Annotated in this window: 10 protein-coding genes, 1 other RNA gene and 1 pseudogene; 7 read left to right on the top strand and 5 right to left on the bottom strand. The window is 71.7% G+C overall.

The genetic code is table 11. The annotated features are described in order from the left end of the window. Positions 1-93: 93 nt before the first annotated feature. Complete coding sequence (locus ACWY4P_RS38125; protein WP_456205117.1) at positions 94-1,827, bottom strand: hypothetical protein; 1,734 nt, start codon at positions 1,825-1,827, stop codon at positions 94-96. Between the two features lie 431 nt (positions 1,828-2,258). Between ACWY4P_RS38125 and ACWY4P_RS38130 the strand changes: the two genes are divergently transcribed. The 3 genes from ACWY4P_RS38130 to ACWY4P_RS38140 are packed head-to-tail and all read left to right on the top strand — an operon-like array spanning position 2,259 to position 5,180. Continuing rightward, positions 2,259-3,164, top strand: coding sequence for a Nif3-like dinuclear metal center hexameric protein (locus ACWY4P_RS38130; RefSeq protein ID WP_456205118.1), 906 nt, complete (start codon positions 2,259-2,261; stop codon positions 3,162-3,164). Then, entirely contained in the window at positions 3,161-3,904 is a 744-nt protein-coding gene (locus ACWY4P_RS38135; RefSeq protein ID WP_456213197.1) for a zinc ribbon domain-containing protein, read from the top strand. The genes ACWY4P_RS38130 and ACWY4P_RS38135 overlap by 4 nt, the downstream gene beginning before the upstream one ends. A 4-nt stretch (positions 3,905-3,908) precedes the next feature. Next, complete coding sequence (locus ACWY4P_RS38140; protein ID WP_456205119.1) at positions 3,909-5,180, top strand: bifunctional RNase H/acid phosphatase; 1,272 nt, start codon at positions 3,909-3,911, stop codon at positions 5,178-5,180. A 3-nt stretch (positions 5,181-5,183) separates the two neighbouring features. On the opposite strand, the gene ACWY4P_RS38145 is transcribed toward ACWY4P_RS38140, so the two are convergent. Then, positions 5,184-5,894, bottom strand: coding sequence for a TetR/AcrR family transcriptional regulator (locus ACWY4P_RS38145; protein WP_456205120.1), 711 nt, complete (start codon positions 5,892-5,894; stop codon positions 5,184-5,186). A gap of 145 nt (positions 5,895-6,039) precedes the next feature. On the opposite strand from ACWY4P_RS38145, the gene ACWY4P_RS38150 reads away from it, so the two are divergent. Then, a complete protein-coding gene (locus ACWY4P_RS38150) occupies positions 6,040-7,230 on the top strand; it encodes an FAD-dependent monooxygenase (protein ID WP_456205121.1) in 1,191 nt (396 codons plus the stop codon). A 42-nt stretch (positions 7,231-7,272) separates the two neighbouring features. Here the strand turns inward: ACWY4P_RS38150 and eda are convergent, their stop codons facing one another. Further along, on the bottom strand, positions 7,273-7,935 hold the full coding sequence (gene eda / locus ACWY4P_RS38155) for a bifunctional 4-hydroxy-2-oxoglutarate aldolase/2-dehydro-3-deoxy-phosphogluconate aldolase (RefSeq protein ID WP_456205122.1): 663 nt from the start codon (positions 7,933-7,935) through the stop codon (positions 7,273-7,275). Between the two features lie 92 nt (positions 7,936-8,027). Beyond that, on the bottom strand, positions 8,028-8,825 hold the full coding sequence (gene yaaA, locus ACWY4P_RS38160) for a peroxide stress protein YaaA (RefSeq protein WP_456205123.1): 798 nt from the start codon (positions 8,823-8,825) through the stop codon (positions 8,028-8,030). 160 nt (positions 8,826-8,985) lie between these two features. Here yaaA and ACWY4P_RS38165 point away from each other — a divergent pair, with 160 nt between their 5' ends. The 3 genes and pseudogenes from ACWY4P_RS38165 to ACWY4P_RS38175 all read left to right on the top strand — a co-directional run. Further along, positions 8,986-9,564: a Uma2 family endonuclease gene (locus tag ACWY4P_RS38165; protein ID WP_456205124.1), complete on the top strand. Its 579-nt coding sequence runs from the start codon at positions 8,986-8,988 to the stop codon at positions 9,562-9,564. Positions 9,565-9,620: 56 nt separating this feature from the next. Next, positions 9,621-10,027, top strand: an RNA gene (gene rnpB, locus ACWY4P_RS38170) — RNase P RNA component class A. 495 nt (positions 10,028-10,522) lie between these two features. Beyond that, positions 10,523-10,773: pseudogene (locus ACWY4P_RS38175) on the top strand (RNA polymerase subunit sigma-24); the annotation flags it as partial. A 29-nt stretch (positions 10,774-10,802) separates the two neighbouring features. On the opposite strand, the gene ACWY4P_RS38180 reads toward ACWY4P_RS38175, so the two are convergent. Beyond that, entirely contained in the window at positions 10,803-12,395 is a 1,593-nt protein-coding gene (locus tag ACWY4P_RS38180) for a class I adenylate-forming enzyme family protein (protein WP_456205125.1), read from the bottom strand. Between the last annotated feature and the right edge of the window lie 23 nt (positions 12,396-12,418).

Consider the following 12,418-nt stretch of genomic DNA (forward strand, 5'->3'; position numbering starts at 1 on the left):
TCAATACGTGCCACCCAACGCCCCGCGGGTGAACGGAACGCGGCTGCCCTGGCCCCCCGCAGAAGGGGGCGCCTCCCAGCGGTAGCTGGGGGACTAACCAGAGCGTCGATCTCGGACCCAACGGGGTGGGCGGGGTGGACGGGGCGGGCGGGGCTGATGGGACGGGCGGAGCTGGTCGCGGGAGGCGAGCGGGGCCTGCTGTAGTGGTACGGGGCGCGCGGCGAGGCCGGACTCCGGCCTGGGGGCGGAGTCGGGGGCGGGGGCGGGCATGAGCTCGGGTCTGAGCCGGTGGGCGGGCAGGCGCTCGGGCCCCTGCTCGGGCTCCCGTCCGGCGAGGCTCCCCTGCTCCCGTACGTGCTCCCGCTCCCGGTCCTGTACGCGCTCCCTCCCGCGCTCAGAGCCGGACGGCGGCCCGGACGGCGGCCCGGACGGCGTCCCAGAGCCCGGTCCGGAGCCCGGTCCGGAGCCCGGTCCGGCCCCGCGCCGGGGTTCCGTCGCCGCCTCGGGGTCGGTCGCTGCTTCGGCGCCGGGCTCCGCCTCGGGGCCGGTCTCCTGCTCGACCCCGGCCCATGACCCCGTCCCGGCCCATGGCTCGACCCCGGTCTCGCCCGCGGGGGCCGCGGCCCCCGCCCCGACCCGGGTCCACGACGCGATCGCGGCCCCCGCCGACAGAGACGGCGACGGCGACGCCGACGGCCGTCCCGGCCCCGCCGGCCCCATGGGCCGCGGCAGATCCAGGGACCCCACCACGCGGTCCACCCGCGTGACCCGCGCCACCCGCGGCGGCACCGGCGGCTCCGGCATCCGCAGCCGCGCCAGCCCGCACGGCACCTGTCCCGTCGCGTACGGCAGCCGCAGCTCGCCGTCGCGGGTCCACAGACCCGCGCCCGCCAGCCAGCCCTCAGGCGCCGGGAGTTGTTGCAACCGACGCTCGGCCGGCCGCCACAGGCCCACCCACGGCCGCTCGGCCGGACCGTCGATGCGGAAGGCCACCGCGCACGCCTCCGGCGTCAGCACCTGTCCCGGCTGCACCGCGAAGGGCTCCGCCTCGGCCTGGGCGGGCCGCAGGCAGTCGGGGAACCTGACGGGGCGGGCGCTGCCCAGCACACCCCACCCCAGCCGCTCGTCCCCGGGCGCGTCGGACCGTACGAGCAGCAGGCCGCTGTCCGGGTCGGCCAGCAGCAGCCGGTCGTCGCTGTCGTCGGTGATCTGCAGCAGCGGGCTGGTCTCGCCGCCCCGCCGCAGGTCGACGACCACGGTCTTGGTGCGGCCGTCGAGCCGCCGGTCGAGGGCGAGCAGCCGGCCCGTACGGTCCAGCCAGATGCCGCCCGTGCAGCGGCCGGGCAGCTCGGCCAGGTGCTGCGGCCCGAAGCCGCCGCCGTGCACCAGCCACACCGAGGTGGACCGCTCGCCGTGGCCGAGCGCGAAGGCGAACGAGCCGCCGGGCGCGGGCGGCAGCAGCGACAGCTCGGCGCATTCGATGGCGCCCAGCGGTCGTTCGCCGGTGCCGGGGCCGGCCGGGTAGAGCAGGGAGAGGGTGTGGCGGCCGGCCACCCGGCGCCGGATGAGCACCTGCCCGTCGGCCAGGGGCAGCACCTCGCTGTCCGGCTCCTCGGGCTGGGCCGCGGGCAGCGGCACGGCGTACGGCTCGGGCCCGTCGAGCGTCCAGCGCTCGGGGAACCAGCAGCCCGCCTCGCTGCTGAGCGCGAGCCGGGCGCCGTACGAACCGTCCGCGGCGATCGTGAACGCCGCTCGGCGCCGGTGTGCGGTGCCCTGGGCACCGGTGAGACCTGCGGCGAGCGCGGCATCGAAGGCACAGGCTGTCATCGTTCAGTCACCTCCGGCCACTGAACGTAGTTTTCGCACTCCCTGCCGAACACCGAAATCGGCTTGCTTCACACGTAAGTGTGTCTGTTGCCCGATTCGCCTGAGAAGTCGAGTCCGGCTGTGCTGTGTGCCGGACCCGCCTCTCGGCCCCGGCCCCGTCGTGGCCCGGGAGGTAGCGTCTCTGGAACTCTTGAGGATCCTGGGTCATCGCGTGGCCCCGAGGGGTGGAAGCGGTAACGAGCGCGGACGAGTCCGGGCCGGTCACCTCGGCTGAACCGTGGCACCGACGGCGGGGACCGCGCGCATTTCGAGCACGCGGCGGGTACGCAAGGTGGAACGACAGGCGGCTCATGTGGTTATGCCCTGGTCTTACCCCAGCCTCATTGAGCTCCCTGAAGCCGATCAGTGTGCTGCCGAGTACCCTTGCCCCCGTGCCCGCACTCTCCGACGTCCTCGCCGCACTCGACGCACTCTGGCCGCCCGAGCGGGCGGAGCAGTGGGACGCCGTCGGCACGGTCTGCGGAGACCCCGACGCCGAGGTCGGCCGCGTTCTGTTCGCCGTCGACCCGGTGCAGGAAGTCGCCGACGAGGCGGTGAAGCTGGGCGCCGGCCTGCTCGTCACCCACCACCCGCTCTATCTGCGCGGTACGACCACGGTCGCGGCCTCCACCTTCAAAGGCCGGGTCGTGCACACCCTGATCAAGAACGACATCGCGCTGCACGTCGCGCACACCAACGCCGACCGCGCCGACCCGGGCGTCTCCGACGCCCTCGCCGGCGCCCTCGACCTGCGGATCACCGGCCCGCTGGTGCCCGACCCCACCGACCCGGCAGGGCGCCGCGGGCTCGGCCGGGTCTGCGAGCTGGACCACCCCGTCGCCCTGCGGGACTTCGCCGAGCGCGCCGCGGCCCGGCTGCCCGCCACGGCCCAGGGCATCCGCGTCGCGGGCGACCCGGACCGGCTGATCCGTACGGTCGCCGTCTGCGGCGGCTCCGGCGACAGCCTCTTCGCCGAGGTGCGCGCGGCCGGGGTCGACGCGTACCTCACCGCCGACCTGCGCCACCACCCCGCCTCCGAGGCCCAGCAGGCCGCGGCGATGTCCCGCGGCGGGGACGGTCTGGCGCTGCTGGACGCCGCCCACTGGGCCACCGAGTGGCCGTGGATCGAGCAGGCCGCCGCGCAGCTCGACGAGATCTCCGACCGGCACGGCTGGGGACTGCGCACCCACATCTCCCGTACGGTCACCGACCCTTGGACCGCTCACGCGCCCGCCACCGCGTACGCGCCCACCACCGCTCACGTCCCGTCAACCACCACCCCTGGAGCCCCACGCTGAACGCCGCGCCCGCCGACCAGATCCGCCTCCTCGAGGTCCAGGCCCTCGACGTCCGGCTCTCACAACTCGCCCACAAGCGCAGGACGCTCCCCGAGCACGCCGAGCTCGACACCCTGATCGCCGACCTCACCCAGCTGCGCGACCTCCTCGTGGCGGCGCAGACCGAGGAGAGCGACACCGCCCGCGAGCAGACGAAGGCGGAGCAGGACGTGGATCAGGTGCGCCAGCGCGCCGCCCGCGACCAGAAGCGCCTCGACTCCGGAGCCGTCACCTCTCCGAAGGACCTGGAGAACCTCCAGCACGAGATCGCCTCCCTCGCCAAGCGGCAGAGCGACCTGGAGGACGTCGTCCTGGAGGTCATGGAGCGCCGCGAGTCCGCACAGGAGCGGGCGACCGAGCTGACCGGCCGCGTCGAGTCGCTACAGGCCAAGATCGGTGACGCCACCGCCCGGCGGGACACGGCGGCCGGGGAGATCGACGCCGAGGTGGCGACCGCCACCAAGGAGCGCGCGGTCATCGCCGGGACGATCCCCGCCGACCTGCTGAAGCTCTACGACAAGCTGCGCGAGCAGCAGGGCGGCGTCGGCGCGGCCCGGCTCTACCAGCGGCGCTGCGACGGCTGCCGCCAGGAGCTGGCGATCACCGAGCTCAACGAGGTGCGGGCGGCGGCCCCGGACACGGTGATGCGGTGCGAGAACTGCCGCCGCATCCTGGTCCGTACGCCCGAGTCCGGGCTGTAGGCCGATGACGCGTCGCTTCGTCGTCGAGGCCGACGGCGGCTCCCGGGGCAACCCGGGGCCGGCCGGCTACGGCGCGGTCGTCCGCGACGCGGAGACCGGCGAGACCCTCGCCGAGGCGGCGGAGTACATCGGCACCGCGACCAACAACGTCGCCGAGTACAAGGGCCTGGTCGCCGGGTTGCGGGCCGCGCACGCCCTCGACCCGGAGGCCGAGGTCCAGGTCCGGATGGACTCCAAGCTCGTGGTCGAGCAGATGTCGGGCCGCTGGAAGATCAAGCACCCCGGCATGCGCCCGCTCGCGGCCGAGGCCAAGGCGATCTTTCCGCCCGGGCAGGTGTCGTACGAGTGGATCCCGCGCGAGCGGAACAAGCACGCGGACCGGCTCGCCAACGAGGCGATGGACGCGGGCGCGCGGGGCGAGCAGTGGGCGGCGGCCGGCACGGCTGGTACGGCGGCTGCCGCAGCCGGAGCCACGGGCTCTGGAGCCACGAGTACCCGAGCCGCGAGTACTGGAGCCGCGAGTACCGGAGCCACGCGTACCGGAGCCACGCGTACCGGATCCACGCCGTCCGGCGACGACGCCCTTGAAACGCCCGCCGAGACCACGGCCCCGGCCGTCGCGCCCCCGGGCTGGGCCGTCCCGGCCGACCTGGGCACCCCCGCCACCTTCGTCCTGCTCCGGCACGGCGAGACCGCGCTGACCCCGGAGAAGCGCTTCTCCGGCACCGGCGGCTCCGACCCCGAGCTCTCGCCCGTGGGCCGCCGCCAGGCCGAGCTGGTGGCGGCGGCGCTGGCCGCGCGCGGCACCATCCAGGTGGTGGTCAGCTCGCCGCTCAGACGCTGCGTCGAGACGGCCGAGGCGGCGGCGTCCCGCATCGGTGTCGACGTCCGTATCGAAGAGGGGCTGCGGGAGACCGACTTCGGGGCCTGGGAGGGCCTGACGTTCGCGGAGGTACGGGAGCGCTACCCGGACGACCTCCAGGCCTGGCTCGCCTCCTCGAAGGCGGCCCCCACCGGCGGCGGCGAGAGCTTCGCAACGGTCGCCCGCCGGGTCGCGCTCACCCGCGACAAGCTCATCGCGCGCCATGCGGGCCGTACGGTGCTGCTGGTCACGCATGTGACACCGATCAAGACCCTGGTCCGGCTGGCGCTGGGCGCGCCGCCGGAGTCGCTGTTCCGGATGGAGATCTCCGCGGCGTCGCTGTCGGCGCTGGCGTACTACGCGGACGGCAACGCGTCGCTGCGCCTGCTGAACGACACAGCGCACCTGCGCTAGCCGTCAGGCCCCGGCCCCGGCCGCGGGGAGGCCGGATTCGGCGCGGTCGGCGTCGATCAGGTCGGTGAGCAAGGCGGCGGTGGCGGCGGCGATATCCCGCAGCGTGGCCTCAGAGGCCGCCGACTCGCTCTCGAACGCGCGCTGGACGGTCCGCGCGAGCAGGTCGGCTCGTTGATCGGTTGCGCCTTCGGCCCGGAGAAAGCCCTCGAAAGTCGCCTGGTAGGCGTAGCCGACCTCCGCGACGTCCATGTCGTCGCGGAGCAGACCGCGCTCGGCGAGCAGTGCGAAGTAGCCATGCGCCATCGTGCTGTGCCGCTCGTCGCGGGCGGTATCCGGTGAACTGGTCAGCTTGCCGAGCAGGACGGGGTCGTCCAGGAGGAATCCGCGCAGCAGCGGGCGGTCGGTGATGGCCAGGAAGTAGGTGCGGGCGAAGCGGTGCAGCAGGCAGGTCTGCGGATCCCGCCGCAGCGCCTGCCGCAGCTCGTCCATCGCGTAGTGCACCTCCCGCTCGAAGACCGCGCTGAACAACTGCTCGCGGTTCTTCCAGTGCAGATAGACGGTGCCCTTGCCGATCTCGGCTCCGGCGGCCACATCGTCGATGGTCACCCGCCGGTAGCCGTGGCGAAGCAGCAGGTCGGCGGCCACATCGAGGATCCGCGTGGCGCGCTCGGCGCGCTGGTGGGGGTCGCGGAGCCGGCCGGTGTTCGCACTCATGGAAGGACCGTATGACCAGATGTGAGTTTTGGTCAATTGCCGCGAGAGGTCGCCTCCATCTGTTGACTAACTTTCGAAATTCGTCATACGGTCATGTCGAGACGGCGGACGGCCATCCGGCCAACCCCTGCGACGGGAGCGAGAGATGAACGCCAAGGCGAACCCGACAGTCCTGATCTCCGGAGCCGGTATCGCCGGCACGACGCTGGCGTACTGGCTGGCGCGGCACGGATTCCGGCCCACCGTCGTCGAGCGCGCGGCGGGCCTGCGCTCCAGCGGCAACCCGGTGGATGTGCGCGGCCCGGCCGTGGAGGTCGCCGAGCGCATGGGCGTGATGCCGCGGCTGCGCCAGGCCCGCACCCAGGTGACGGCGATGAGCTTCGTCAACGGCTCCGGCCGTCAGGTGGGCCGGGTCAACATGCGGGCCCTCCAGCGGGCATCCGACAGCCGGGAGGTCGAGGTCACCCGCACCGATCTGGCGGCGATCCTCTACGAGGCGAGCCAGGACTCCGCCGAGATTCTCTTCGGCGACACCATGACCGCGCTGAGCCAGGACCGCGACGGCGTGGACGTCACCTTCGAAAAGGCCGCGCCACGCCGGTTCGACCTGGTCGTCGGGGCCGATGGGCTCCACTCGACGACCCGCCGGCTGGCCTTCGGGCCCGAGTCGGAATTCGTCCGCCACATGGGCCTCTATGTCGCGACGATGCCGCTCGACGGCCCGGCCGACACCCCGCAGGACGTCGTCATCCACAACGCCCCCGGCCGGATGGCCTCCCTGCACCCCGTCCACGGCCGGGCCCTGGCGGCATTCATCTTCCGCCACCCGGCGGTGGCGGACTTCAACCACCGCGACCTCGCACAGCACAAGCGGATCCTCGCCGACGCCTACGCCGACGACGGCTGGCGCGTACCCGAACTGCTGGACCGGGCCCGCGCCGCCGAGGATCTGTGGTTCGACTCCGTCAGCCAGGTGCGGCTCGACTCCTGGGCGAACGGCCGCATCGCGCTGCTGGGCGACGCCGCCTCCTCCGTATCGCTGTTCGGCGACGGCTCCACCCTGGCCATGGCGGGAGCCCACACCCTCGCCGAGCAACTGGCCGCCACCCCCACCGACCCCCACGCGGCCTTCGCGCGATACGAGGCCGAGCACCGCACGCTGGTCGACCCCCGGCAGGGAAACGTCGCGACGGCCGCCGCGCTCATGGTGCCCGCGACCCGCGCCGGAGTCGCCGCGCGCAACATGGCCAGCCGGCTCTGGCCGACCGTGGCGGCCGCGTCCTGGATCCGCAACCGGATCGCCCCGTCCCGCAAGCCCGCACCGGCCATCGCCTGAAGGAAGGCCGGGTCGGGGAAGCGGCGGGCGGGAGCCCGGCCGTCAGCCCCGCAGGGCCGCCGCCTCGCGGGCGAGTCCCTCCACCCGTGCCCAGTCGCGCGCGGCGACGACGTCCGACGGCAGCATCCAAGTGCCGCCGACGCAGCCCACGTTGGGAAGGGCGAGATAGCCCGGGGCGCGGGAGGCGTCGATGCCGCCCGTGGGGCAGAAGCGGGCCTGGGGGAGCGGGGAGGCGAGCGACCGCAGATAGGCCGTCCCCCCGGCCGCCTCCGCGGGGAAGAACTTCATCTCGGTCACCCCGCGCTCCAGCAGCGCCACGACTTCCGAAGTGGTCGAGACCCCCGGCAGAAACGGTATGCCCGACGCGCGCATCGCGCCCAACAGCCGGTCGGTCCAGCCGGGGCTGACCAGGAACCGCGCCCCGGCCGCGACGGAGGCCTCCACATGCTCGGGCGTCAGCACCGTCCCGACGCCCACAACCGCCTCCGGCACTTCCTCGGCGATGGCCCGGATGGCGTCCCACGCGGCCGGGGTGCGCAGGGTCACCTCGATCGCGGGCAGCCCGCCCGCGACCAGCGCACGGGCCATCGGCACGGCGTGGGCCGCGTCGTCGATGACGACGACGGGGATGACGGGGGCGAGGTCGAGCACGGAGGAGGAGCCGGAGGGCGTGGCGGAGAGGGCAGCGCTAGTCACGCCGGCCATCCTGCCGCCGCCGGACACAGCACGCAACGGCCGTTGCGCATGATGCAATGACGGGACACGAGAGATACGGGAGGCTGCGGCGGCTCACGGGCCTACACCTCGGTGACCACCACATCCAGCCCCCAGCCGCGCCCGGGCTTGTCCGGCGCGGCGGCCTCCACGGTGTAGCCGAGCCCCCGCAGCGCCTCCACCAGCTCCTCGGGCCCGGCCGGCTCCGCCCCCGCGACCAGCAGATCCCGCACCAGCCGCCCCTTGGTCGCCTTGTTGAAGTGGCTGACCACCGACCGCTTCTCGACCCCGTTCACGATCTTCGACTGGAGCACCCGCACGGTCGCCGTGCGCTCCGCCACCTCGCCCTTCGGCTTCCACGCCGTGGCGTACGCCGCCGACCGCAGATCCAGCACCAGCCCGTCCCCCGCCGCCTCCGGCAGCACCTCGCTCATCGGCGCCCGCCAGAACGCCCCGAGCGCGCCGAGCCCCGGCAGCTTCACGCCCATCGAGCAGCGGTACGACGGGATCCGGTCGTCGATCCGTACGGCACCCCACAACCCCGAGAAGACCAGCAGCGACCGCGCCGCCCGGCGCCGTGCGGCGGCGGTCAGGGTCGCCAGCCCGAGCGCGTCGTACAGCACGCCGGTGTAGATCTCCCCGGCCGGGCGCGTCCCGGCCTCCCGCAGCGCCGCGTTCTTCGCCACCTCGCCGCGCAGTCCCTCGCTCAGCCCGAGCACCTCGGCTGCCTTCGCCACATCGCCCGAGCACAGCGACACCAGCTCATCGAGCACCACCGCCCGCGCCGCACCCAGCCCCGGCAGCGACAGCGCCCCCGGCTCCAGCGGGCTCCCCGACTCTGCCGGGGCCTTTCCCTCCGACGGCGGCAACAGCACGAGCACGGTCTTCTCTCCTTCACTTCACGGGGCCGGGCGAGCCCGTGGCAGCCTACGGCCTCGCGCACGGGCTTCTGCGCCACGATCGAGTGAGGAAGACGCCTTTTCGTACGGTGCCGACCCCCTCGTACCTACGGTGGCGGCGAGGCAGGGAAGGGGGCGTGGCATGAGCGCCATGGCACACGAACCGTCCGCGCAGGAGGAGGTCCTGCTGGAGGGTTTCCTGGCACTGGATACGCCGGAAGGCTTCCGGGCCGAGCTGGTCGAGGGGGACATCGTCGTGACGGCGCCGCCGGACGGGGAGCACGAGACCTACATCAGCCGGATCGTCAGGCAGGTGATCAGGAAGTCCGTCACCGACATGGACGTCTCCGGCCACAAGGGGCTCAAGGTCCCGCGCGGTGGGCTGTGTGTGCGCAACCATGTGATCCCCGACGCGACGTTCGCGCCCGTTGAGCAGGATCTCTTCCGGGGTGCCGAGTCCTGGATGCCGTGTGAGGGCGTCTCGATGGTCGTCGAGGTCACCTCGACCAGGCCGGACCGCGACCGGGAGGCCAAGCGCCACTGCTACGCGAACGGGGGCATCCCGCTCTACCTCCTCGTCGACCGGGAGAAGAGCTCGGTGACGTTGTTCAGCGACCCGGAGAAGGCCGAATATCAGGAGGCCGCCACGGTCTCCTTCGGCAAGTCGATCGACCTTCCCGCGCCCTTCTCCTTCCCACTGGAGACCGCCGACTTCCTGTGATCCCCGCCGCTGTCCGGGGCACCGCACGCCACGGGTAGCATGGTCACCACGGCGGACGAGTCGGCCGGGCGGTCGCGTCGGGGTCTTTCGGGATCCCGCCGAGGAACGTCCGGGCTCCACACGGCAGGGTGGTGGGTAACGCCCACCCGGGGTGACCCGCGGGACAGTGCCACAGAAAACAGACCGCCGGGAGCCGCGAGGCTTCCCGGTAAGGGTGAAACGGTGGTGTAAGAGACCACCAGCGTCCGAGGTGACTCGGACGGCTCGGTAAACCCCACCTGGAGCAAGGTCAAGAGGAGCCGCCACCCGGCGGCTCTGCGCGGACGATCGAGGGCTGCCCGCCCGAGTCCGCGGGTAGACCGCACGAGGCCGGCGGCAACGTCGGTCCTAGATGGATGGCCGCCGCCCCGGGGGCCGTAAGGGCCCTGGGGGACAGAACCCGGCGTACAGGCCGACTCGTCCGCCGCCAGGGGTCCGTGGCCAGCGAATATGCTGGTCAGGGGCCCTTTTTGTCGGATCGGGAGCTCGGCCAGACCCCGTTCCGCACCGGTTCAAACCGGGCCGCACGGCTACGTACGTAGCCATGAGAGTAGCCATGGGTCGTGGGGCCGGAGATTGGCGGCGGCGGGGTCTGACCTGCGGCAAGCGGCATCTGTCCTGGGCTGTCCGGGTGGTCCCGCCGCGATGCCTGAGCAGGATACGGAGCCGCGTCCAGCTTGTACCTCTTCGACAGCCCGGCTTACTGACCCCGTCCGGCTGGGGCGCGGCCGACGCTGCGCCCCGGCCCCCTGCCGTCCCTCTCCGCCCGCTCCACGCCCTCGAGGACTCTCCGCCATGCAAACCGCGACCCGTTCGAGCTGCCCGCCATCCAGACCGCGCAGGAAGCCCCCCGCGGCCGCCACGCTGGCGAAGCCGAAGCGGAAGAAGCGGACCATGCACCCCTCACGCCGAAGAGGTCGGCGCCGTCCTGCGCCCGGTCGAGGGCAGCGAGCGTATCGCCCAGTATCTGATTCACATCGCTGGCAAAGCCCCTGGGCTGACGCTCCTGGAGCGGACGGTCAACGGCCAGCCCGGCCTGGTCGCCCAGCAAGCCGGCGTCACCACCGTGACCGTGGCGGCGTTCAGTCCACTGGCGGCCGCATCACTCGCATCTGGGCGATCCGCAACCCGGAGAAACTCCGTCCGTGGACCGAGAACGGACAGAGCTGACCCGGCGCCACCATCGGCTTGGAAAAGGCTCAGTGTCGCTCGGCTTCCTGCCGGTGAGCAAACAAGGAACGCAAGGCAATGCGGTCCACTTTTTCGGCTGGGGTGTGCGGAATCTTTTCCAGCGTTATGATGTTAGTGGGTCGCTTATACTTGACGAGACGTTCGGCGCAATGCTGGTGAATGTCCGCCACGTCGGGAGATATGCCTGGGAGGGGCACGATGAATGATATTGGCTGCTCGCCTTTCTGTAAATCAGGTGCACCGATAGTGACGGAATGTGCAACGTGAGGATGTGAGGCCACTACCTCGTCTATCTCGCGCGGGTAAACATTGAATCCGCCTACGAGAATCATATCCTTCACGCGGTCGACAATGTGTAAGTTTCCATTTGCGTCAATCCGACCGAGGTCACCGGTACGTAACCAGCCATTTTCCAGTGCTGCGCCGGTATCCTCCGACCGCCTGTGATAGCCACGGAACATGCGTTGGGGGCAGTGCACGAGGATTTCCCCCACTGTGTCGACGGGCTGCGGCTCCTGGCTTCCGCCCGCACTGATCCGAATTGTGACCTGGGGAGCGGGGCGTCCTACGGATCCCGCCAGCGCCTCCTTTCCGGGCACCTGGCTCGTGATAGGCGCAATCTCGGTCATGCCGTATGCCTCACGAACCTCCACGCCAGTGGCGTCTTTCCACTGGCGGAGCACTTGGGCAGGGAAAGGCGAGCCGCCGCCCGGGCAGACGCGCAGATGCCGCAGGTCTGCCGAGGCGAGATTCGGGGCAGCCAATAGCCCACTATAGATCGCTGCGGGTCCTCCAGAAAAAACGCTGACACCATAGCGTTCCATCGCATCGATCACGGCGCTGGGTTGGAAGCGGGAGAAAATTACGACGCAGGCGCGGCCGTAGACGGGGTTGAGTACACCCATCAGGAGGCCCCATATATGGGTCATGGGTGCGACTGTGGCCCATGCCTCGACATCAGCCTCTGTAGGCCAGCAGGCTTCCATTGCCTGTACCGTGGCCATCAGAGAGGAATGGCTGTGGGCCACCCCTTTGGGTACTCCTGTGGTTCCTCCGGTGTACATCAGAGTGGCTAAGTCGTTGGGGCGAGGGAGGTGGCGATCGTAAATATCCAGCGCGGGATCGTTACGCCAGCAATCAAGTGAAAGGTCGGTCGTGTCGAAGGTGAGAATGGCAGGCGGCTGACTGGCATCCAGTGCGGCGGTGACGTTGTCCGCGCCGCGTGTCGTCACGACAGCGGCCGGGGCAGCATCGGCCAGCAGCGGGCGCAGTTCAGCCGGTGTATACGCAGGATTGAAGAGCACCACCTGGGCCCCGGCGGTCAGAACGGCGAAGATCGACACCGCCATCTCAAGTCCGTTGGGCAGCACGAGCGCCACGGTCTGGCCAGCCGCCACGCCTACCCTGTCCAGGCATGCGGCCAAGCCGGCTGCGCACCGCCCGTACTCCTGGTAAGTGAGCTGCCGCTCGTCTTGGCGCAGCGCGATGCGATCAGGCGCAGTGTCCACTGCATCCCAAAAGGCATCGATGACGGTGGCGTGGGCACGCCGCCCGACGCCAACCGCGGCCGCTGCACCTTCGGTGGGCTCTGGTACGGGCATCCCGTCCTCCTTCTCGGCATGAG

Source organism: Streptomyces sp. LZ34, assembly GCF_053890475.1.